This is a genomic window from Bradyrhizobium sp. USDA 4503 (genome assembly GCF_054055815.1).
Genome location: NZ_JBSRXS010000001.1, coordinates 6,256,602 through 6,279,416, shown reverse-complemented (window position 1 = coordinate 6,279,416; position 22,815 = coordinate 6,256,602). Strand labels below are relative to the sequence as shown.

Below are 22,815 nucleotides of genomic sequence, written 5' to 3'. Positions count from 1 at the left end.
GCAAGAAACCACAGGCAAGGCTGGACATCCCATGACTGAGCTGCCGCTGCTGTTCACCCCGCTGCAACTGCGCGACCTCGAACTGAAAAACCGGATCATGGTCTCGCCGATGGCGACCTATTCGGCGCAGGAGGGGCGCGCCACCGATTGGCACACCGCGCATATCGGCAAGCTCGCCGCCGGCGGCGCCGGCCTAGTGTTCGTCGAGCAGAGCTCGGTGAACAGCCAGGGGCGCATCACCCATGGATGCCTCGGCATCTGGGACGATGCGCACATCGCGGACCACGCCGCCCTCGCCGCGCTGATCCACAGCTTCAACGCCAAGGCCGCGGTCCAGATCGCACATGGCGGCCGGAAAGGCTCCTCGCAGCGGCCGTGGGAAGGCGGCAACCCGCTCGGCGAAGCTGACATCAAGGCACGCGGCGAAGGCCCATGGCAGATCGCGGCCTCGAGCGGCATTCCCTTCGATGACGGCTGGCCGGCACCGCAGATGATGACTTCAGAGCAGATCGATGCCCTGGTGGACGACTATCGCCAGGCATTTCGTCGCGCCAGGGCGGCCGGCTATGACGTCATCGAGCTGCACTGCGCGCACGGCTATCTGATGCACTCGTTCCTGTCGCCGCTGGCGAACAACCGCAACGACGAGTATGGCGGGTCGCGCGAGAACCGCATGCGCCTGCCGCTGCGGATCGCGGCGATCATGCGCGAGGAGTGGCCCAGCCATCTGCCGGCCTTCGTCCGCATCTCGTCGGTCGACGGCGTCGACATCGGCTGGTCGATCGAGGACTCGATCGCGTTTGCGGCGGAGCTGAAGGCGATCGGGATCGACATGGTGGACTGCTCGTCGGGCGGCATGAAGCTACCGCGCGGCAATTCGCTGGTGTCGCGCACCCCGGGCTTCCAGGTGCCGTTCGCCGAGCGCATCCAGAAGGAAGTCGGCATGCCGACGGTGGCGGTCGGGCTGATCCGCGAACCGGACTACGCCGAAGCCATTTTGCGGGACGGCAAGGCGACGCTTATTGCGCTCGGCCGCGAACTGCTGTGGAATCCGAACTGGCCCGCGCAGACGGCGCTTGCGCTCGGATGCGATCCGGAGTGGACGAGTTGGCCGGAGCAATATGGCTGGTGGCTGAAGCGGCGGGTGGCACAGCAGGGACGATAGCGATGCCGGTGGCGAAGAAAGACTTGGCGAAGGCCGGCACGGCTGCCGGCGCGCGGACTTTCGACCGCCCCGATTTCCCCGGCGACACCTCGCGCGACCTGCCGAAGATGGACAATGCAGTCAAGTCGGCGCGGCGCGTGTTCGACGTGCTCGAATTCTTCGAGGAGCACCAGCGCGCCGCCTCCGCGATCGAAGTCGCGGCCGCGCTCAAGTTCCCGCAATCCAGCACCTCGGCGTTGATGCGGACGATGACGGCGTTCGGCTATCTCCACTATGACACCAGCCGCCGCACCTATATCCCGACGCCGCGGATCTCGATGCTGGGGCACTGGCTGAGCCCGGCGTTGTTCACGAAGGGACGCCTGGTCAATCTGATGGAAGAGCTCTCCGCGCGGACCGGAGAGACCATCATGCTCGCGGTGCGCAACGGGCTCAGCGCGCAGTATGTCCATATCATTCAGGCCAAGCTGCCGATGCGGCTGTATGTCAAGGCCGGAACGCTGCGGCCGCTGGCGCGATCCGCGTCGGGTTACGCGCTGCTGTCGGCCTATCCGGACAAGGAGGTGCGCCGCCTGGTGCGCCTGATCAACGCCAACGAGAGCCGGCCCGATCGTCAGGTCGACATCAAGGCGCTGCTGCTTGAGCTGAAGAAGGTCCGCGCCAAGGGGCACGCTTTCTCGCTCGGCCTGGTCACGCCGGGCGCGGGCGCCGTCGCCATGAACCTGCCGCCGATTGCGGAATCGAACGAACCGCTGGTGCTGTGCGTGGCCGGATTGAACGACGCGCTGGTCACCCAGGAGACCGAGTTCGCCGACCTGATGCGGAAGGCAATCGAGTTTCATCTGGCGGACTGAACTTATGTCGGCGGCCGGTTTGCGCGTGTGCGTGGCATACAAACGGGGACAATCGAAAGTTCACTATGCGGAATTCATGCGCCAAGTCCGGCTTTATGCCATCCGCGCAAGTGGCCCTGCGGGCAGCGCTTGTCACGGCTATGGCTTTTCCGCATCATTGAGCGCAAGACAACATCGCAAGCAGGGCATGGCCGAACAGCCAGCCCGAGCCAATCAACACGAGGAACGCTGTGGCGGAGAGTGAAAACATCGTCGCCGAGACCGCGGAAAAGATTTTCGCCGATCTCGCGGATGCCCAAACCATCAATCACGACAAGCAGGGCGCATGGAAGGCGCCGCTGTGGCAGGCGCTGACCGAAGCCGGCCTGCCGCTGTCCTGGGTGCCCGACGATCTCGGCGGTTCCGGCGCCAGCCTCGCCGAAGGATTCAGCGTCCTCAACGTCGCTGGGCGGCATGCGATCGCTGTTCCGCTGGCCGAAACAATGCTGGCCGGCTGGCTGCTGACGCAAGCCAGGATCGCCTCTCCCGAAGGCGAGATGACCGTGCTGCCGGCAAGCCCGAAGGACCGCGTGACGCTCAACGCCGACGGCTCGCTCTCCGGCCGCGCCCGCGGCGTGCCGTTCGCCAAGGACGCAAAACATTTCGCGGTGCTGGCTGAAGGCAATGGCGGCGTGTCGATCGCGCTGATCGATGCAGCGAAGTGCCGGATCGAATCCGGCATCGGGCTCGGCGGCGATCATAACGACATTGTCACGCTCGATAAGGTGCAGCCGGTCACGACCAGGCCGGCGCCGAAGGGTTTTGACCAGTCCACGCTGATGCTGATGGGCGGCGTGGTGCGCAGCCTGCAGATCGCCGGCGCGCTGGAAGCGATGCTCGACATCTCGGTGCGCTATTCCAATGAGCGCATCGCCTTCGAGAAGAAGATCTCGAAATTCCAGGCGGTGCAGCACAACCTCGCGCGGCTCGCCGGCGAAAACGCCGCGGCACTGGCCGCTGCGACCTCGGCGGCGGACACGATCGTGAACGCCAAGTCGCTGGACACTGATGCGGTGTTCCTGGAAGCCGCAGCGGCCAAGGTCCGCTGCTCGGAAGCGGCGGAGAAGGGCAGCGGCATCGCGCATCAGGTGCATGGCGCGATCGGCTTCACCATCGAGCACATCCTGCACCGCTATTCGCTGCGGGCGCTGGCCTGGCGCGACGATTTCGGCTCGGAGAGCTACTGGGCGGTCGAGCTCGGCAAGCTCGTCGCGAATCGTGGCGCCGATGAATTGTGGCCGCTGGTGGCTTCGCGCTGAGATCAGGCAGAAAGATCAGGACTGGACATCATGACTGCAGCCCTTCGTTTCGATCCGATCCGCCTGCCGGAAAAATGCGAGCAGCTCCGCAAGGAGGTGCGCGCCTTCCTCGCCGAGGAAATCGCCGCCGGCACCTTCGATCCCCACGCGCCGAACCGCGAGGACAATGACGCGCCGGAATTCTCCCGTCGCGTCGGCGCCAAGGGCTGGCTCGGCATGACCTGGCCGAAGAAATATGGCGGCCAGGAGCGCTCGTTCCTCGAGCGCTACGTGGTCACCGAGGAGATGCGGGTGGCGAACGCGCCGACCCGGCGCTTCTTCGTCGCCGACCGCCAGAGCGGGCCGGTGCTGCTGAAATACGCGCCCGAGCACATCAAGATGGACATCCTGCCGCGCATCTGCCGCGGCGAGGTCTGTTTCGCCATCGGCATGAGCGAGCCGAACTCCGGCTCTGACCTGTTCGCGGCGAAGACCCGCGCCACCAAGACCGACGGCGGCTATCTGATCAACGGCACCAAGATCTGGACCTCGTCGGCGCACATCGCCGACTACATGATCGCGATCTTCCGTACCTCGCCGCCGACCAAGGAAAACCGCCGCCACGGCCTGACCCAGTTCCTCGTCAAGATGAAGCAGCCGGGCATCCAGGTGAATCCGATCGGCCAGATCACCGGCCAGTTCGAGTTCAACGAGGTCGTGTTCACCGACTACTTCGTGCCCGACGATCACGTGCTGGGCGAGGTCGATGGCGCCTGGAAGCAGGCGACGTCGGAGCTCGCCTATGAGCGAAGTGGTCCCGAGCGCTTCCTCGAGACCTATTACGTGCTCACCGAGCTCGTGCGCGCGGTCGGCAAGAACCCGGACACCCGCAGCGCCGAGGGCATCGGACGCCTGGTGGCGCAGGTGCACACCATGCGCCGCATGTCGGTGTCGGTCGCCGGCATGCTGCAGGCCGGCAAGGAGCCGGTGGTGGAGGCCTCGATCGTCAAGGACATCGGCACGGTGTGGGAGCAGCAGCTGCCGCATCGCGTCCGCGATCTCGCCGCCTTCGTCGAGGAGACCGCGACCAACCGCGAGACGCTGGAAAAGCAGCTCGATTTCGCCATCAAGACCGCGCCCAAGCTGACGATCCAGGGCGGCACCACCGAAGTGCTGCGCGGCATCATCGCCCGCGGACTTGGCCTGCGCTAGCCGCGCGGGCTCGCCTGCGCTAATTCAACGAGGACAGATCATGACCAAGTACACTGATATCGGCGTCGAAACCCACGGCCATGTCGGCCTGATCGAAATCCGGAAACCCCCGCTGAACTTCTTCGACGTCGCGCTAATCAACCAGATCGCCGACGCGCTGGAGGAGTTCGACAACAATATCGAGATCCGCGCCTCGGTGCTGGCGGCGCAAGGCAAGGCGTTCTGCGCCGGTGCCAATTTCGGCGATCCGGCCCGCCAGGAGCAGGAGGAGCGCGCCAAGAGCGATCCGGCTTCCAACCTGCCGATCAACCATCTCTACGTTCAGGCGGTGCGCATCTTCCGCAACAAGAAGCCGATCGTCGCGGCGATCCATGGCGCCGCGATCGGCGGCGGCCTCGGCCTTGCCGTCTCCGCCGACTTCCGCGTCGCCTGCCCCGAGGCACGCTTTTCGGCCAACTTCACCAAGCTCGGCTTCCATCCGGGCTTCGGCCTGACCGCAACGCTGCCGGAACTGATCGGCAAGAACAATGCCGAGCTGATGTTCTACACCAGCCGCCGCGTCACCGGCGAAGAGGCCTATCGCTGGGGCCTCGCCAATGTGCTGGTGCCGCAGGATCAGGTGCGGGCGGAAGCGATGAAGCTCGCGCAGGAGATCGCCGAATGCTCGCCGCTCGGCCTGGTCTCGACCCGCGCCACCATGCGCGCCGGCCTCGCCGACCGCGTGCTCGCCGCAACCAACCATGAGCTCGCCGAGCAGACCAAGCTGCGCGCGACCGAAGACTTCAAGGAAGGCGTCAAGGCCACCGCCGAGCGTCGCGTCGCCAACTTCAAGGGGCGGTAGCCGCAAGCGCCGCTCTCTCCACGGGTCGTCCCGGCCTAGTGCGCAATTGCGCACGGGAGCCGGGACCCATACGCCGCGGCCCGCGGAAGGGGCACAAGCGGCGTCGGCTTCTCTTACAACTCACTTCGGTGGTTATGGGTCCCGGCTTTCGCCTGGCTTTCGCCGGGACGACACCGGGGAGATATCTAGCTACCCCCTCGGTACCACCAGCGCATCGACGATCGTGACGCCCTGCCCCTCGGGGTGCACCAGCACCGGATTGACCTCGATCTCGGCGATCTCGCCTCGGTGCTGCGCCGCCAGCACTGAAATCTGCGAGATCAATCGGGCGAGTGCCGCGACATCCGCCTTCGGCGCGCCGCGGAAGCCGTGCAGCAGCGGCGCGGCCTTCAGCGTCTCAAGCATCGTGCTCGCTTCAGCCGGGCTCACCGGCGCGGGGCGATAGACCACGTCCTTGAACAGTTCGGTAGTGATGCCGCCGAGCCCCACCATCACCATCGGCCCGAACGTCTTGTCCGTCATGGTGCCGACGATGATCTCGACGCCCTTCCTGGCCATCGGCCCGACCAGCACGCCCTGGATTTCAGCGCCCGGCCGCTGCTTCTGCACCGTCTCCAGCATGTCGCGATAGGCCGTGAATGCCGCGCCCTTGGCGGCGATGTTGACGCGGACGCCGCCGACCTCGCTCTTATGCGCGATCGCGGGCGACTGGATCTTCATGACCAGTGGAAATCCGGCGCGCTCGATCGCAGCGTCGAGCCCGTCGCGGTCGGTCACCAGCACCTCATCCGGCAGCGCAATGCCGGCCGCGCGCAGCAGCGATTTGCTGTCATATTCCGACAACGTCTTCGACGTGAGATGCATGGAGAGATCGTGCGCCGGCGACGCTGATGCCGAGATCTCCGGCGCGGGCTTGAAGCCGGCATAGTCCGCCAGCCGCCGCATTGCGACGCCGACATGGGTCAGTCCCGAGAGCACCACCACGCCCGACTTCGCCAGCTCCTGCCGCGCGAATTGCGACGGCAGCGTGTAGGAATAGAACACCACCGGCTTGTTCTGCGCCGCGATCACCGGCTTCAGCTCGGCTTCCTTGAACGGCATCCGCGTCTCGCTCGACAGCGACAGCACCACCAGCGTCGCGTCCACTTCATCAGACGTGTCGAACAGCTCGATGCTCTTCTGCAGTCCGCCGGATGACACGCCCTGCGCGGTCACGTCGACCGGATTGCCCGCCGCGCCGTAGGACGGCATCCATTGCTTGATCTGGCTCTGGATCGCGGCTGAAAGCTCCGGCACGCGCAGGCCCTGCATCGAGACGGTATCGGCGCCCCAGATGCCGGCGCCACCGGACACCGTCAGCACCGCGACGCGATCGCCCTTCGGCAGCGGATTGGTGGTCAGAACCGCGGCAATGGTCACGGCCTCGTCGAGGTCGTTGGAGACGATGAAGCCGTATTTCGCGAACACCGCATCATAGGCCGCCGACCAACCCGCCATGCTCGCGGTGTGCGAGGCCGCCGCGCGCTCGCCGGCGCCGGAGCGCCCGACCTTGGTGACGATCACGGGCTTTTTGAGCTCTGCGGCGCGCTTCGCCGCCGCCAAAAGCTTGTCGACGTCGCGGATACCCTCGATGAACAGCAGGATCACGTCGGTCGAGGCATCCTGCACCATGTAGTCGAGGAACTCGCCGGCGCCGAGATCGCTCTCATTGCCGGCGCTGACGACATAGCTGAGCGCAACCCCGAGCGCCTTGGCGCGGTGATAGATCGCAAAGCCGATGCCGCCGCTCTGCGCGACGATGCCGATCCGCCGCTTGCTGGCGACCAGATCGGGCGCATCCGGCTTGACGTCGACGGTCGGGCTGAAGGTCGCGGCGACCTTCTGCGCCTGGCTGTAAAACCCTTCCGCGTTCGGCCCACTAATCCGCATCCCGGTCCGCTTCGCCAGCGCGACGATCGCGTCCTGCATGTCAGCGCTGTCGCCGCCCTCCTCGGCGAAGCCGGACGAGATGATGACCGCGTTCTCCACGCCGGCGGCCGCGCACTGCTCCAGCGCCGGCAGCACTGCACGGGCGGGAATGACGATAACGGCAAGATCGATCGGCGCGCCGATCTCGGCAACCGACCTGAAGCACCTCAAGCCGTCGATCTCGTCATAATTCGGGTTGATCGGATAGAGCGTGCCGGGATAGCCGTTCTTGCGCAGCATCGCGAGCAGCCGCCCGGGAATCTTCTCGTGATCGCGCGAGGCGCCGATCAGCGCGATGCTCTTTGGTGCGAAGAAGGTATCGAGCGGATGCGGCATGGGGGCGTGTTCCAATTGTTGTTATTGCTCTTGACGATATTGGATCGCTACAGCGAGCTCAACCGCTCTCCCCGCAAGCACCAATCGTTCACCGTCACCCTGAGGTGCGATCGAAGAGAGCCTCGAAGGGTGCACGGCCACAAGCCGGGCCGTGCATCCTTCGAGACGCCGCTTCGCGGCTCCTCAGGATGACGGGAGAAAGATGCGTAGCCCGGATGGAGCGCAGCGCAATCCGGGGCCGGTCTATCCGCGAAGAGCGCGGTCCCGGATTGCGCTCCGCTGCATCCGGGCTACGACGTCACGCCGTCAGCTTGAACGTCACGCCGCAGAGCAGGAACTCGTCGCCCTTCACCGCACAGCCTCTGGCTTTTGCGGCTTCCAGCACCTTCGCCTTGTCGGCGACCTTGAACGTCAAGCCGCTCATGATCTCGCTGTCGCCCTTGACGAAGCGGAAGGTGCCGTTCGGCAACTTCACCACGGCACCATCGGCGGGAATGCCGATGATCCTGCCCCAATGCGTCGCCAACGCCTCAGGCTCGGGGCTCTGCATCTCGACCGTGGTCAGCGCCAAAGTCGTGTCCTTGCGGATCGACTTCTGCCAGTCGGGGCCGGCCGGCGGGTACGGTCCCAGCACGTCGTCGCTGCCGTCGGTGTGGTTGAACTCGATGAAGGCGGCTCGGCAGTCGCGCGGATGCAGCTGCACGCCGTGATATGGCGCGTGCGTGATCACGTTGGCGGTGCGCACGCCCATCGCGTTGGCCTTGGCGCCACGCGCGTCGGGATCCTCACAAACGAAGATCGCCATATAGCCGCCGCGGCCGCCGGTCTTCTCGATGAAGCGGCCGGCCGCCGTGCCCGGCCCCGGCTGGAACGGCGCGACGACTTCGAGCAGGATGGTATCGACCGGCAGCAGCGCATTCTCGAGGCCGTATTTCGCGACGTTGCCGTCGCGATAGCAGACGTCGAGGCCCATGATCGCGGAGATGTCCGCGATCACGGGCGCAAGCTGCGGCGCCACCAGGCAGATCTGCCGCAGCCGCATGTACTCGGCCATGGTCTACTGCCCCTGGAAGGTGGGCTTGCGCTTCTCGACGAACGCTTTTGCCGCTTCCTTGTGGTCCGTGGTCTCGCCGGCACGCGTGTGGTGGATCGCCTCGCCGTCGAAGCAGGCTTCGAGGGTCATGGTCTCGGCATTGTTGATGTTGCGCTTGATGTAGCCGAGCGCCACCGACGGGCCCTGCGCCAGCGACCGCGCCAGCTCCAACGTCTCGGCCTCGACGTCGGCATCAGGCACCACCTTGGAGACCATGCCGAGATTGTATGCTTCCTGCGCCGACAGCACCGGCGACATCATGTAGAGCTCGCGCGCTTTCGCGCTGCCGAGCATCTTGGTCAGGAAGTAGGTGCCGCCGTAGTCGCCGGAGAAGCCGACCTTGGCGAAGGCGGTGGTGATCTTGCAGGAGGCGCCGGCAACGCGGAGATCGCAGGACAGCGCGATCGAAAGCCCGGCGCCGGCCGCGGCGCCGTCGAGCTGCGCCACCACCGGCTTCGGCATCTGGTGCAGGATGCGCGAGACCTCCATGCCGCGGCGCAGGTTGGCCATCTTGGCCTCGAACGGCAGCGGGGCGCGGCCTTCCGCCATCGACTTGACGTCGCCGCCGACGCAGAAGGTGCCGCCGGCGCCCCGGATCAGCACGGCGCGCACCTCGGTATCGTCCTGCGCCCGCCGCGCCGCCTCGACGAGGCCGCGCGTCATGTCGGGATTGAGCGCGTTGCGCCGATCGGGGCGGTTCATGGTGATGGTGAGCAGGCCCTTGTCGAGGGATTGGAGGACCATCTGATTATCGCTCATGGCGTTTTGCCTTTCGTTGTTATTTTGAATCCGTCATTCCGGGATGGTGCGTAAGCACCAGACCCGGAACCTCGAGATCCCGGGTTCGTGCTTCGCACGCCCCGGGATGACTGCGTGACTTCGTCACTTCGTCACTTCTTCACCAGCGGGCAGCGCGACTCCGACAGCGGCTGGAAGGCCTGGTCGCCCGGCACGGTCGCCACCAGCTTGTAGTCGTCCCAGCGGCCCTTCGATTCCGACGGCTTCTTGACCTCGAACAAATACATGTCGTGCACCATACGGCCGTCCTCGCGGATCTTGCCGTTCTTGGTGAACATGTCGTTGATCGGGCTCTCCTTCATCACCTTCATGACGGCGGCCGCATCGGTGGTGCCGGCGGCCTTCACCGCCTTGAGATAGTGCGTCACCGAGGAATAGACCCCGGCCTGTGCCGAGGTCGGCACCCGCTTGGTGCGCTCCATGAAGCGCTTCGTGAAGGCGCGGCTGTCGTCGTTGAGATCCCAGTAGAAGGCTTCCGCCAGCAACAGGCCCTGCGCGGTATCGAGCCCGACGCTGTCGATGTCGGTGACGAAGGCCAATAGCGGCGACAGTTTCTGGCCGCTCTTGGTGAGGCCGAATTCGGCTGCCTGCTTGATCGCGTTGATGGTGTCGCCGCCGGCATTGGCAAGGCCGATCACCTTGGCCTTCGACGCCTGCGCCTGCAGCAGGAAGGACGAGAAATCCGAGGTGTTGATCGGATGCCGCACGCTGCCGAGCACCTTGCCGCCCGACTTCACCACGACGTTGCTGGTGTCCTTTTCCAGGTCCTGACCGAACGCGTAGTCCGCGGTAAGGAAGAACCAGGTATCGAGACCGGATTTCACCGCGGCAAGGCCGGTCACATTGGCCTGCGCGAAGGTGTCGAACACGTAGTGCACGGTATAGGGGCCGCAGGCCTCGTTGGAGAGGCGGATCGAACCCGGACCGTTGAACATGATGATCTTGTTGCGCGCCTTGGCGATTTCGGCAGCGGCGAGCGCGGTCGCGGAGGCCGCGACGTCGAAGATCATCTCGACGCCCTGGTTATCGATCATGTCGCGGGCGATGTTGGCGGAGAGGTCAGCCTTGTTGAGATGGTCGCCGACCACGATCTCGACCTTGCGGCCGAGCACCTCGCCGCCGAAATCCTCCACCGCCATCTTGGCAGCGGTTTCGCTGCCCGAACCGGTGATGTCGGCATAGAGGCTCGACATATCGAGGATGCCGCCGAGCTTCAGCGGAGGCTTGTCCTGCGCCAGCGACGCATTCGCCGAGATCGCAAACGCACAGGCCAACACGCCGGCCAAAACTCGTCTCATTCCAATCCTCCCTTGCAGCGCGGACCTCGTTCCATCAGGTCCGTTTCGAGGGCCGGATCATGCCGCATGGCCTGCACTGCAGCAAGCCGCAGCGGCAGCAATCTGTTTTCCACTAAGCGGAATGAAGCGCCGCGCCGGAGCTTCCGGCGGCGCTGCGATCAGAGATGAAAGTCGGGAACGGTCTGATGGGGCGTTCCCGCCGGCAGGCCGAGGAACAGGTACTGCATGCCATAATGTCCGGCGAATGCCGATGCCGTTGCATCCATGATGATGCGACCGCCCAGATCCAGATGCAATTCCGGCCGGGTAATAGCCCCGAGTGTGTAGGCCGGCACGATGGTCTCGTTGATATGCAGGGCGTCGAAGACGGCGGACACCGCCGAAAGCGAGGCCGCATTACCGGCCAGGTCGACGACATCGGCGCCATCGGCGGCGAAGCCGGTCACCGCCAGCGATCCGGCACGATCCGTCGATGACACGATGTGATCGAATACCAGCTTCGAGGAATCGCCGAGCAGCGCCGTCGCCGCGGCGTCGTAGATTGCGGTGCCGCCATCGTTCAGCGTCAGGCTCGGCGTGCCGCCATTGACATGCACCGCCTCGTTGAAGCCGACCGTCAGTTGCACCAGCGAACCCGGCGCCGCGACGCCGCCGGAGGGCGTCGCCGTGATCCCGGCGAGATGGGGCGCCGTGGTGTCGAGGGTGAACGTCAGGCTCGACGACGCGCTGACATTGCCGGCGGCGTCGACCTCCTGCACCGTGACGGAGTGCATACCATCAGCCGTAAAGACCGGCGCCGCCGTGGAGAAGCCCGAGGCGCCGTCGGCCTTGTAGCGCAGCGTGTCGGCCGCATCGAACTTGGTGTAATCGATCAGCGGATTGCTGGTGATGTGGTCGGCGCTGGAGACGCCGGTGTCGCGGTGCAGCGCCAGCGTCGGCGCCGATGGCGCCTTGGTGTCGCCGGTGAAGCTGACCACGTTGCTCGCTCCGCCGGCGTTGCCGGCGATGTCGGTGTAGCTCGCCCCGGCAACCGAAAGATCGGCCGACAGATCGTCGGTGACATCGGCGGTGAAGGTCGCGGTGTAGATATCGTGGCCCGCGCCATTGATGCCGACATGGACGAGGCTGCCCAGCAGGCCGCCATGGACCGTGACATCGCCGAGTCCGAAACCTGCGACCGCCTCGGAGAAGGTGAACGTCATCAACGCGGCGTCGCCGGCGTGCAGAAGGGTGTGATCGGCCGCCACCGATACCGTCGGCGGATGCGTGTCGCCAACGATCGTCGCGGTATTGCTCGCCGCGCCGGCATTGCCTGATACGTCGGCATAGCTTGCGGCGGTGACCCGGATCGAGCCCGCCACGACGTCGTTGATATCGGGCGTGAAGGTCGCGGTGTAGACGTCCTGCCCCGACACGTTGAGCCCGACATGGACCAGATTGGTCACCGTGCCGCCGGCGACGACGGTATCGCTGAGCGCAAAGCCCGCGACCTGCTCGGAGAAGGTGAAGGTGACAACCGAAGTCTGGCCCGAAAGCACCGTGCTCGGGCTCGCCGCAACCGACACCGTCGGCGTCCTGGTATCGCCAGTGAAGCTGATGGTGCCGCTCGCCGCACCGGTATTGCCGGCAACATCCGTATAGCTCGCGGCGGTGACTTGCACCGAGCCCGCTTCAGTGTTGCTTTCGTCCGGCGTGAAAATTGCCGTGTAGACGTCCTGGCCCGATGCGTTGACGCCGACATGGAGCAGATTGCCCAACGCCCCGCCATGCACCGTGACGTCACCGAGCGCGAAGCTCGCGATTTGTTCGGAAAAAGTGAACGTCACCAGCGCGGTCTGGCCCGCCAGCAGCGCGTGACGGTCAGCCGCGATCGACACCGTCGGCGCCAGCGTATCGCCGCCGATCGTCGCGGTGTTGCTTGCCGCGCCGGCATTGCCGGCCACATCGCCGTAACCGGACGCATTCACCTTCACCGAGCCGGTCTCGGTGTCGCTGACATCGGGCGTGAAGGTCGCGGTGTAGACGTCCTGCCCAGCGCCGTTGAGCCCGACATGCACGAGATTGCTCAGCGCGCCGCCATGGACGGTGATGTCGCCAAGGGCGAAGCCCGACACCGCCTCCGAAAAGGTGAAAGTCGCGACCGAGAGGTCGCCGGCCAGCACCGTGTCGGGATTGAGCGTGACGGAGACCGTCGGCGCCAGCGTGTCACCGGTGAAGTTGATGGCGTTGCTGGCAGCGCCGGCGTTGCCGGCCGTATCGCTATAGCTCGATGCATTGACCTGCACCGAGCCAGCCTCGGCGTTGGTGACGTCGGGCGTGAAGGTCGCGGTGTAGATGTCCTGGCCGGCGCCGTTGACGCCGACATGGACAAGGCTGCCCAACGCGCCGCCGCTGACGCTGATGTCGCCGAGCGCGAAGCCCGCGACGGCCTCGGAGAAGGTGAAGGTCACGACCGCGGTCTGGCCGGCAAGCAGCGTACCACGGTCAGCTGAAACCGACACGGTCGGCGTTTTGGTGTCGCCGCTGAAGTTGATCGTGTTGCTCGACGCGCCGGAATTGCCGGCAACGTCGCTATAGCTTGACGCATTGACCTGCACCGAACCTGCCTCGGTGTTGGTCACATCGGGCGTGAAGGTCGCGGTGTAGACGTCGTGGCCGGAGCCATCGACGCCGATATGGGTGAGATTGCCCAGCGTACCGCCCTGGACGGTGACATCACCCAATCCAAAGCCGCCGACGGCCTCGGAGAAGGTGAACGTGACAACCGCGCTATCGCCGGCAACCAGCGTGGTGTGATCGGCTGCAACCGCCACCGTCGGCGCCTTGGTATCGCCGGTGAAGCTGATCGCGCTGCTTGCCGCGCCGGCGTTTCCGGCGCTGTCGGTATAGCTTGACGCGTTGACCTGCACCGAGCCCGCCTCGGCGTTGGTCACGTCGGGTGTGAAGGTTGCCGTGTAGATGTCCTGGTGCGCGGCGTTGACGCCGACATGCACGAGGTTGCTCAGCGCGCCGCCGCTCACCGTCGTGTCCGTCAGCGCAAAGCCGGTGACCGCCTCGGAGAAGGTGAAGGTGACAATCGAGGTCTGCCCGGCCAGCAGTGCGGTCGAGCTCGCCGCAACCGACACGGTCGGCGCGATCGCGTCGATCACGAGATGCAAATCGGTCGCCGCATGGGTCACGTCGGCGTCCTGGCCGCCGGGATCCCTGATCGTGCCGCCGTTGAGCGAGAGGCTCTGCACCTGAAGATCGGACGTGCTGTCGCCGTCCTGCACCGTGTAGCTGAACACCAGCGCTTGCGAGCCGCTGCCGCTCAGATAGGTCGCGGCCTTGCCGTCGTTGAGCAGCAACTCCGGCGCGCCGGTCACGTTCACCGTGTTGCTGAAGTTGACGGTGATGGTCACGACCTTGCCGGCGTTCAGGATCGTGAGATGATCGGTGGTGTCAGAAGTGACCGAGGCGATGCTCGCCTGTGACCGGATCTCGAGATGCGGAGAGGCCGAGCCGTCGGACGCCAGCATCAGCGAGCCGGCCGAGGCGCCAGCGCCAAAACTCAGGTTCAGCGATGCGAGCGTCGTGCCGCTGCCGCTTTTCACCAGCAACACGCCGTTCGCATAGGACAGCGTCGTCGTGGCATCATAGGCGATGTTGCCGAAGTCGATGGTGTCGCCGCCGGAAAGGCCGGTGATCGACGTGCCAAACGAGGTGCCGGAGAATGCCGCAGCATCGAGCACGAGTTTTTCGGTACTGCCGTCGGTGAAGGCGATCGCGCCGGTCCCTGCCGCGCCGTTCGCCGCCAGCTCCAGGATGGAGCCCTTGATGACGGTGCCGCCCGAATAGGTGTTGTGCGCGGACAGCACCAACCGGCCGCCGCCGGTCACCTCGACATCACCAGGCGTCGTGCCATCGGAAATGACGCCGCTCTGGGTGACGGTCTCGCCGGCGGCGACGTTGAAGACCGGATCGCCCGCGACGGTGATGTTGCGGGTCTGCGTGAAGCCGTCGGTGAAGCTGATACCGGTGCCGTCGCCAAGCTTCAGCACATTGGTCACCGCGCCGAGATTCACGTTGGCGGAGATCGACACCCGGGTGCCGGCGCCGCTGACCGTGGTATTGCCGGTGTAGGTGTTGTTGCCGCCGAGGATGACGGTGCCGCCGCCGCTGATGGCGAGGCCCCCAATGCCCGCATTGGCACCGGTGCCGCCATTGCCGCTCTGGTCCGCGATGTCGTTGGCAACCGTCAGCGTCTGGCCGCTGGCCGGCGTGAAGCTGAGATTGTTGTTGCCCTGGATGAAGATGCCGGAGCCGAAACCCGAGCCGCTGGCCTGGCCGATGCCATTGGTGCCGCCCTTGACGGCGCTGAAGCCGGAATCGTTCGACAGCGAGCCGCCCTTGACGGTCAGCGAGCCGCCTTGCTGAACGAAAATGGTGCCACCAGCGCCGAGGCCGCCACCCCCACCCGCCGTGCCATCACCGCCGCCGAAGCCGCCGAGCCCGCTGACGCCGCCACCGCCGCCGAAGCCGCCACCGCCGCCATAGCCGCCGCCACCACCGAAGCCACCATTGCCGAACGCCCCGCCGCCACCGCCGTAGCCACCATTGCCGCCGTCGATTGCGTTGCCGCCGCCGACGCCACCGCCGGTACCGTGCGCGCGGTTGTTGTTGCCGAAGAAGCCACCCGCGCCGCCGCCGCCGCCATTGGCGCCGCCCGTTCCGCCATACCAGTAAAGCATGGTCCCGCCTCCGAACGGGATCAGGTAGCCGTCGACGCCTTTGCCGCCCCCCGCGGCGCCGGGAACGATGCCAGCGGCCCCGTTCTGAAATGCGGCAGAGTTCGCACCCTGTGCGTGAAGGCCGATGCCGCCACCGCTGCTGTTTCCGCCTTGGCCCCCCATGCCGCCACCACCGCCGAAGCCGTCGATGTTGGCGTTGCTCGCGGTACTGCCGGTTCCGCCATTGCCGCCGATCGCGGCACTGTTGTGAAATACGACATTGTCGATCGTGGCGCTGCCGTTCGCCGAGACGAACAGGGCGCCGCCGAGCCCGGCGCCACCGCCGCCGCCGCCCTGGATGATGCCGCCGCCGGCCGCCACCGTGTTCTGGATGGTCAGGTTCTCGAGATTGACGTTGCCCGCATAGACGAAGAAGCCACGCTGGGCGTTGAGGCCGTCGATCGTGTGCGTGCCGCCGTGGCCGTCGCTGCCGTTGATGGTGACGCTCGATCCGCTCAAGAGATTGAGCGCGTACAGCTCCGACGAGAGGCTGAAGCTGGCGGTGATGTTGATGGTGTAGTTGGCATTCGGCGCGGCGTTCTGGCCGCCGGAATCCATCTGCAGGATGGCCGCATTGAGCTCGGTGACGTTTGAGACATTGAAGACGCGGGTCGACACAAGCTGCACGACCGTGCCGCCATTCGCATCCTGCGAAAGCTGGAAGCGGGCGCCGCCGTCGAGCCCGTTCACCGTCAGCGTATCCGTCACTGTGCCGTTCGAGATCGAGAGCGTGTTGCCGGAAAGACTGACCGTGTTGAGCGAGGTATTCTGGGTGTTGTAGTGCAGCCCGGTCAGGTCGATGGACTGGCCGGGATTGAAGTTGGAGATGCTGTTGGTGAGCGCGTTGCCGGTCAGCGCGGCGTCGTCGATCTTCAGCGTGCCGGGAAGGCCGGTCGTGAAGGAGATGTTGCCGGTGCCGGCTGCGCCGGCCGTCGCAAGCCACACTGTGCCGGAATAGATCGTCGTGCTGCCATAAGTGTTGGCATGGCCGAGCACGAAGGTGCCGCCGCCGTCGATGCCGAGATTGCCGCCGCCACTGATCAGGGCGGTATCGGTGACGGTTGCGCCGTTCGCGATCTTCAGGAGCGAGCTGCCGCCGACCGAAATTGAGTCGTCGAACGTGCCGCCCGTCGTCAGCGAAAGATGCGCGCTGCTCAGGTTGAGCGTCCCGGTCAACCCCGCGAGCTGACCGAGCCCGAGCTGCAACGTGCCGGCGCCCGACAGCGTGAACGTACCGGAGCCGCTGATCGCGCCGGTGTCGGCAATCGTGCCGGACGAGATGTCGAAGGTGCCGCCAGCGGCGGTGACCTGGATGTTGTGGGTGAAGGTGTAGCCGCCGGTCGTGGTCAGCGTGCCGCCGTTGAGGATCAGCGCACCGGCCGAACCGCCGATGTTGTTGTCGGCCGTGATCGAGAGAGTGTTGCCGGCATCGATCTGCGTGCCGCCGACATAGGTGCTCGCACCCGTCAACGTCAGCGTACCGCCGCCGGAGACGACCAGCTTGCCAGTGGTGCCGCTGCCGCTGATGCCCCGCTCATCGGCGATGCTGTCGCCGATCGTCAGCGTGGTGACGGTCTGCAATCCCTCGAAGACCGTGGAAACGGTGTGCGTCGGCGTGACGACCATCGTGCCCTGGATGAAGATGTCACCATAGGCGGAGCCGTTGCCCGCACCATTGGCACCGGTGCCGCCGGTCTCGGTCGCATCCATCAAGGTGCCGCCGATGACGGTCAGCGTGCCGCCTTGTTGAACGAAGATGTCGCCGCCGGCGCCAAGGCCGCCGCCACCGCCGCCGGCGAGCGAGCCGCTGCCGGCGCCGAATCCGCCGGTGCCGGGCGTGCCGTTCGAACCGCCGCCTCCGCCGCCGAAACCGCCATTGCCGCCGGTATGCGCGTATCCGCTGCCATTACCGGAGCCGCCGCCACCGCCGGCGAAACCACCATTGCCGCCGCCATAAATGCCGCCGCCGCCACCGCCGCCCATGCCGCCGGCGCCGCCGAAGCCGATCAGGGTGCCCGAGGGGCCGCCGCCCACCGAGTTGGCGCCGCCGATGCCGCCGCCGCCGCCACCGACACCGCCGCCACCACCGCCGCCACTCGCGCCACCGCCGGCATGTGCTCCGTAGCCTGAGCCGCCGTAATTGTCGGCGCCCTGTCCGCCGCCCGCCGCACCTTCGATCGTCGCCGGTGTGCCGCCCGCGGTCTGCGCCCCGGTCGAGGGATGCTGGCTGTCGGAGCCCGCCTCGCTGTAACCGCTGCCGCCATTGCCGTGATAGCCGTAATAGTCTTGGCCGCCGAAGCCGCCGCCACCACCACCGCCGCCATTGCCGCTGCCGCCATCGGCACCGATGCCGCCGCCACCGCCGCCGCCGCCGGCCGGATCGACCACGCCGCCATCGCCGCCCTTGGCCGTGTTGCTGCCGAAATTGACGTTGTTCAGCGTGACGTTGGCGTTCTGTCCGACGAACAGGCCGCCGCCGAGGCCCGCGCCGCCGCCGCCACCGCCGACCCCGCCATTGCCGCCGCTCGCAACCGCGTTGACGATCGTGAGGTTCTTGAACGTCACCGTGCCTGATGTGACGACGAAGCCTTGATAGCCGCGCGCATCGATGATGTCGCTATAGTCCTGTCCGCCGAGTTGATTGTTGTAGTCGGAGTTGCCGTCGAAGGTCAGCGTTGAGCCGTTCATCAGATTGATGGCCGGCAGATCGTCCAGCAATTGCAGCGTGCGCGCGCCGGACGAGAGCGAGAAGTTGATGACGTAATCGGTGTTGGCCGCAGCCAGACCACCGCCGACGCTGATCGCCGAGATCGCGTTGTAGAGCTGGAGATAATCGTGCAGCGGATCGCTGGTCGTCAGCGTCAGAACAACGGGATTCGACACAAGGACCTCGGCAATATGCGTGAGCGACCGCAATCGGTCGCCTTTCAGAAAATTGCCGAATAGTTACCTTGCGCCGCAAGTCATTGGCAACAATAACGAATTCTCATTCCGCGCACGGAGTTGCAATCATGAATGGGTAAGGTTGACGCGTGTGAGGGCCGCTCGACGCACGATCGGACGGCAATTTTCGTCACGACGAGGGGTGCTGAAGACGAGTTCGTCCCGCGACAGGCACGCATTGATGTGAAACACCAATTTCGCCTGTGCACGCGATGAGAAGCGCCGCAGAAAAATTGACCACCGAATCAACGATGGCATCCCTCGATGCGATTTCGCTTCGCTTGTGGTGGCTCTGAAGCGATCTTTCCGTCAGACTGTCCTTGTTGGCGACCACGCTCCGAGCGGAGCGCGCCGGAGTGACGAGTGCCGCATGACGCCTCCACGCGATAGAGCATGGCGTCGCCGTCCGTGGGCGGTGATGATGACAGCATGCGTCCTCGCGATCGGCGCGTGCAGCGGACGCGCCGAAGCGGCTGGATGCAATTTCGAGATTCAGGGCGAGGGTCGCGTCGCCGCCATCGTCGATGCGCGCAGCCTGCGGCTCGACGACGCCCGTGAGGTCAAGCTCGCCGGTATCGAGGTGGCCGACAAGGCGAAGACCATCGCTGCACTGACGGCGCTGCTGGTCGGCCGCGAGGTGACGCTGCGCGGACAGGACGACACGCCGGACCGCTATGGCCGGCAGCCGGCCTACGCATTCCTCGAAGGCAGTGAGAAGCCCGTGCAGAGCGAGTTGCTGCGCCAGGGCCTCGCTGTGGCGTCATCCGAGGTCGCCGACAAGGACTGTGCGGCGGCGCTGATGGCGGCCGAGGCCGAGGCCAGGGCCGCCCGATCGGGAACCTGGGCCGAGGCCACCGTCATAAAAAACGCCGAAAGTTCCGCCGATATTTTGACCGGGATCGGGCGTTTTACAGTGGTCGAGGGCAGGGTTTTGTCCGTGCGTCAGGCGGGCGCGACGACCTACCTGAATTTCGGTCGAAACTGGACTCAGGACTTTGCTGCGACTATTTCAAGGCGCATAGTCCCTGCGTTCGAGGCGGCCGGGCTTGCGCCCAAGTCTCTGGAAAATCGTAAGATTCGTGTACGAGGCTGGGTGGAAGCACGACGTGGGCCGCGAATCGAACTGCTCCGGGTGGGGCAGCTTGAAGTGCTCGGCGGGAACTAGAGGCCCAAGGGACTCAAGAGACCCAGGGGCCATGCCCCGGTCTTTTTACGGGACAATTTGTGAGTTTTTGACGTGATTGAGCGCGCAGGACGGCGTGAAGAGGGGACTGGCCGCCGCCTTTTGGCTGCGCCGGCGCTCGTCTGCGCCGCCCTGACGCTGTCGGCCTGCGGCAATGTCGGCCGGTTCGAGCAGGCCGCGCCCACGGCAGCAGCGGCGCCGGTAAAGCCGAACCGCGTGGTACAGCAGACGCCCACGAGCGAACGCGAACATGAGCGCATCCTGTCGTCCTATGGCGGCGCCTACGACGACCCGAAGCTCGAGGCCCTGATCAGCAAGACCGTCGAGCGGCTGGTCGCCGCCTCCGAACGACCCGACCAGGCCTACAAGGTCACGATCCTCAATTCCGGCGCGGTCAACGCCTTCGCGCTGCCGACCGGCCAGCTCTATGTCACGCGCGGCCTGATTGCGCTCGCCAGCGACACCTCCGAGCTCTCCTCGGTGCTGAGCCACGAGATGGCGCATGTGCTGGCCAAGCACGCGGCGATGCGCGAGGACCAGGCCCGCCAGGCGGCTGTGGTGACGCGCGTCGTCACCGACATGAGCACCGATCCCGATCTCACCGCGCTGGCGCTCGCCAAGACCAAGCTGACGATGGCGAGCTTCTCGCGCCAGCAGGAGTTCGAGGCCGACGGCATCGGCGTCGGAATCGCCGCTCGCGCGCATTTCGATCCCTACGGCGCGGCGCGCTTCCTGACCGCGATGGAGCGCAATGCCGCGCTCAAGATCGGCAAGACCGCGCTCGATCCGCGCGCGCAGGACTTCACCTCGTCGCATCCGGCGACGCCCGAGCGCATCAACAACGCGCAGACCACCGCACGGCAATACTCATCGCCCGAGAGCAACGAGCGCGATCGCGAGACCTATCTCGCCGCGATCGACAACATCGTCTATGGCGAGGATCCCAGCGAAGGGTTCGTGCGCGGCCGCCGCTTCCTGCATCCCAAGCTCGGCTTCACCTTCACCGCGCCCGATAATTTCACGCTCGACAACACCGCGCAGGCGGTGATCGGCGTGCGCGAGGGCGGCAGCCAGGCGATGCGCTTCGACGTGGTGCGGGTCCCGGCCGAGCAGTCGCTCGGCGACTACCTGAATTCGGGCTGGATGGAAGGCGTCGAGAAGTCCTCGACCGAGGACCTCAACATCAACGGCTTTCCGGCGGCGTCGGCCACCGCCCATGGCGACCAGTGGCAGTTCAAGGTCTATGCGCTGCGCTTCGGCAGCGACGTCTACCGCTTCATCTTCGCCGCCAAGCAGAAGTCCACCGAGAGCGAGCGTAACGCGCGCGAGACCGTCAATTCGTTCCGCCGCCTGACGCTCGACGAGATCCAGGCCGCGCGCCCGCTGCGCATCAAGGTCATTAACGTGCAGCCCGGCGACACCGTGGAATCGCTGTCGCACCGCATGTCCGGCGTAGATCACCCGGCCGAGCGCTTCCGCGTGCTCAACGGCCTCGACGCCCATGCCCAGGTCAAGCCGCGCGACCGCGTCAAGATCGTGGTGGATTGAGGCCGCGAGGCGTCGTGCTCGCGCCTCACCACCGCTGTCGTCCCGGCGAAGGCCGGGACGACAGGCTACATTCTACTTCGCCTTCTCCTTGAGGAAGGCAATGATGTCGGCGCGATCCTTCGGGTCCTGAACCTCGTAGAACATCTTGGTGCCCGGAACCATCGTGTCCGGACCGGTGAGCCATTTGTCGAGATTCTCCTCGGTCCACACGATCTTCGAGTTCTTCAGCGCCGGCGAGTAGTCGTAGCCTGCGACGGAGCCGGCTAGGCGGCCGACGACACCCTTGTGCATCGGGCCGACGTCGTTCTTGTCGATCGAGTGGCAATCGCCGCAGCCCTGGTACAGCGTGGCGCCGCGCGCCGCATCTCCCGCGGCACGGGCGCTGTTCAGGGCGAGCAGAATCGCGATGGCCGCCATCGCGGCAATTTTGGCTTGCCGCGGCGCCAGCACGCCTGCGATCGAACGAATGCTCATTCCCGGGGCTCTCCTGTTTGCCACCACAACAGGAGCAGGCATGCCGCGATTCTATTCCCTGGAATGCCGCGCGCTCGCGCGACCGGCGACTGACGAAGATTTTTGAGCCAACCGGGAATTTCCCCGCGCGCCGCCGATCTCTATCGAAAGCTGCCACCTCCGCAGCGGCGCCGGGCTATTGGAGCATCCCCAGTGTTTCAGAATCGGTTCGGCGCCGTCGCTCGACTTGCCGAACTCGGGTGCGTGCTTGCTGCGCTCACACTCGCAGCAGCCACCGCCGCGCGCGCGGACGGCTGTCCCAAGCCGGGCGACGAAATCGCGACCGACCGGCCCGACGTCACCAATTCGAGTATCGTCGTGCCGGTCGGGAGCCTGCAGAACGAGAACGGCATCAACCTGACCGGCCGGAGCAGTGGCCGCAGCATCGACGGCAGCAACAGCCGCTGGCGGCTCGGGATTGCGCCCTGCCTCGAGGTGCTGATCGACCTACCGAGCTATGTCGGCACCGTGAAATCGCCCGGCGCGTCGGGCTTTTCCGACGTCGCGCCTGCCATCAAATGGCAGATCAGTCCGCTGCCGGGGAAGATCGACCTCTCGATCACGGCCGGCGTCGCGCTGCCGACGGGCGCTGCCGAAATCGCCGGTCGTGGCGCGCAGCCCTACATCCAGTTGCCGTGGTCATGGGAGTTGCATGACGGCTGGGGCGTCAGCGGCATGTTCACGGAATTCTTCCGCCCTGCCGAGCTGACCGGCCGGCACATGTCGGAAGCGACCTTCGTGATCGAGAAGAAGCTGACCGAGCGGATCAGCGTGTTCACCGAATATGTCGGCGACTATCCCGACGGTGCGCGGCCGACCCAGCTCATCAACTCCGGCGGCCTGTACCAGATCACGCCGACCCAGCAGGTCGACTTCCATGTCGCGTTCGGACTCAGCCGCAACTCGCCGAACTACATCGTCGGCCTGGGGTACTCGTTCCGCGTCGACGGATTGTTCCGCTAGCCCACCCTCCCCTTGAAAAGGGGAGGTCGCTTTGCTCGCCAGAGCAAAGCGGGT

General features: G+C 65.9%; 14 protein-coding genes. 8 read left to right on the top strand and 6 right to left on the bottom strand.

The features are described 5' to 3' along the window. The first annotated feature begins 31 nt into the window (after positions 1-31). The 5 genes from ACVMIH_RS29825 to ACVMIH_RS29805 all read left to right on the top strand — a co-directional run bounded on the left by ACVMIH_RS29825 (position 32) and on the right by ACVMIH_RS29805 (position 5,349). Complete coding sequence (locus tag ACVMIH_RS29825; RefSeq protein WP_456864348.1) at positions 32-1,165, top strand: NADH:flavin oxidoreductase/NADH oxidase; 1,134 nt, start codon at positions 32-34, stop codon at positions 1,163-1,165. Between the two features lie 2 nt (positions 1,166-1,167). Then, positions 1,168-2,019: an IclR family transcriptional regulator gene (locus tag ACVMIH_RS29820; protein ID WP_229192821.1), complete on the top strand. Its 852-nt coding sequence runs from the start codon at positions 1,168-1,170 to the stop codon at positions 2,017-2,019. 230 nt (positions 2,020-2,249) lie between these two features. After that, positions 2,250-3,317, top strand: coding sequence for an acyl-CoA dehydrogenase family protein (locus tag ACVMIH_RS29815; protein WP_057020166.1), 1,068 nt, complete (start codon positions 2,250-2,252; stop codon positions 3,315-3,317). A gap of 30 nt (positions 3,318-3,347) precedes the next feature. Further along, the gene (locus ACVMIH_RS29810) at positions 3,348-4,508 is read left to right on the top strand and encodes an acyl-CoA dehydrogenase family protein (RefSeq protein WP_018269158.1); all 1,161 of its coding nucleotides are present in this window, start codon (positions 3,348-3,350) and stop codon (positions 4,506-4,508) included. Positions 4,509-4,548: 40 nt separating this feature from the next. After that, positions 4,549-5,349 carry an enoyl-CoA hydratase/isomerase family protein gene (locus ACVMIH_RS29805; protein WP_028341859.1) on the top strand — a complete coding sequence of 267 codons (801 nt, stop codon included), beginning with the start codon at positions 4,549-4,551 and terminating at the stop codon, positions 5,347-5,349. A gap of 189 nt (positions 5,350-5,538) precedes the next feature. Here the strand turns inward: ACVMIH_RS29805 and ACVMIH_RS29800 are convergent, their stop codons facing one another. From ACVMIH_RS29800 to ACVMIH_RS29780, 5 genes are all read right to left on the bottom strand, one after another. Then, complete coding sequence (locus tag ACVMIH_RS29800) at positions 5,539-7,653, bottom strand: acetate--CoA ligase family protein (RefSeq protein WP_456864346.1); 2,115 nt, start codon at positions 7,651-7,653, stop codon at positions 5,539-5,541. Positions 7,654-7,951: 298 nt separating this feature from the next. Next, on the bottom strand, positions 7,952-8,707 hold the full coding sequence (locus tag ACVMIH_RS29795) for a VOC family protein (protein ID WP_253638048.1): 756 nt from the start codon (positions 8,705-8,707) through the stop codon (positions 7,952-7,954). A gap of 3 nt (positions 8,708-8,710) precedes the next feature. Next, positions 8,711-9,505: an enoyl-CoA hydratase gene (locus ACVMIH_RS29790; protein ID WP_076832822.1), complete on the bottom strand. Its 795-nt coding sequence runs from the start codon at positions 9,503-9,505 to the stop codon at positions 8,711-8,713. 131 nt (positions 9,506-9,636) lie between these two features. Continuing rightward, on the bottom strand, positions 9,637-10,842 hold the full coding sequence (locus tag ACVMIH_RS29785; protein ID WP_057020170.1) for an ABC transporter substrate-binding protein: 1,206 nt from the start codon (positions 10,840-10,842) through the stop codon (positions 9,637-9,639). 158 nt (positions 10,843-11,000) lie between these two features. Beyond that, positions 11,001-18,494, bottom strand: coding sequence for an Ig-like domain-containing protein (locus tag ACVMIH_RS29780; protein ID WP_456864344.1), 7,494 nt, complete (start codon positions 18,492-18,494; stop codon positions 11,001-11,003). A gap of 478 nt (positions 18,495-18,972) precedes the next feature. On the opposite strand from ACVMIH_RS29780, the gene ACVMIH_RS29775 reads away from it, so the two are divergent. Together ACVMIH_RS29775 and ACVMIH_RS29770 are read left to right on the top strand one after the other, a co-directional pair. Continuing rightward, the gene (locus tag ACVMIH_RS29775) at positions 18,973-19,719 is read left to right on the top strand and encodes a thermonuclease family protein (RefSeq protein WP_057015130.1); all 747 of its coding nucleotides are present in this window, start codon (positions 18,973-18,975) and stop codon (positions 19,717-19,719) included. 72 nt (positions 19,720-19,791) lie between these two features. Next, complete coding sequence (locus tag ACVMIH_RS29770; RefSeq protein WP_076824772.1) at positions 19,792-21,285, top strand: M48 family metalloprotease; 1,494 nt, start codon at positions 19,792-19,794, stop codon at positions 21,283-21,285. Between the two features lie 72 nt (positions 21,286-21,357). On the opposite strand, the gene ACVMIH_RS29765 is transcribed toward ACVMIH_RS29770, so the two are convergent. Beyond that, positions 21,358-21,759 (bottom strand): c-type cytochrome, encoded by a 402-nt coding sequence (locus tag ACVMIH_RS29765; protein ID WP_057015128.1) that lies wholly within the window; start codon positions 21,757-21,759, stop codon positions 21,358-21,360. A gap of 192 nt (positions 21,760-21,951) precedes the next feature. Between ACVMIH_RS29765 and ACVMIH_RS29760 the strand changes: the two genes are divergently transcribed. Then, positions 21,952-22,761 carry a transporter gene (locus ACVMIH_RS29760; RefSeq protein ID WP_076824774.1) on the top strand — a complete coding sequence of 270 codons (810 nt, stop codon included), beginning with the start codon at positions 21,952-21,954 and terminating at the stop codon, positions 22,759-22,761. Positions 22,762-22,815: the final 54 nt, after the last annotated feature.

Excerpts from the sequence above, each read along its gene's own strand:
- ACVMIH_RS29825 (WP_456864348.1), top strand. The coding sequence starts at position 32 with ATGACTGAGCTGCCGCTGCTGTTCACCCCGCTGCAACTGCGCGACCTC.
- ACVMIH_RS29820 (WP_229192821.1), top strand. The coding sequence starts at position 1,168 with ATGCCGGTGGCGAAGAAAGACTTGGCGAAGGCCGGCACGGCTGCCGGC.
- ACVMIH_RS29810 (WP_018269158.1), top strand. The coding sequence starts at position 3,348 with ATGACTGCAGCCCTTCGTTTCGATCCGATCCGCCTGCCGGAAAAATGC.
- ACVMIH_RS29805 (WP_028341859.1), top strand. The coding sequence starts at position 4,549 with ATGACCAAGTACACTGATATCGGCGTCGAAACCCACGGCCATGTCGGC.
- ACVMIH_RS29800 (WP_456864346.1), bottom strand. The coding sequence starts at position 7,653 with ATGCCGCATCCGCTCGATACCTTCTTCGCACCAAAGAGCATCGCGCTG.
- ACVMIH_RS29795 (WP_253638048.1), bottom strand. The coding sequence starts at position 8,707 with ATGGCCGAGTACATGCGGCTGCGGCAGATCTGCCTGGTGGCGCCGCAG.
- ACVMIH_RS29790 (WP_076832822.1), bottom strand. The coding sequence starts at position 9,505 with ATGAGCGATAATCAGATGGTCCTCCAATCCCTCGACAAGGGCCTGCTC.
- ACVMIH_RS29785 (WP_057020170.1), bottom strand. The coding sequence starts at position 10,842 with ATGAGACGAGTTTTGGCCGGCGTGTTGGCCTGTGCGTTTGCGATCTCG.
- ACVMIH_RS29775 (WP_057015130.1), top strand. The coding sequence starts at position 18,973 with ATGATGACAGCATGCGTCCTCGCGATCGGCGCGTGCAGCGGACGCGCC.
- ACVMIH_RS29765 (WP_057015128.1), bottom strand. The coding sequence starts at position 21,759 with ATGAGCATTCGTTCGATCGCAGGCGTGCTGGCGCCGCGGCAAGCCAAA.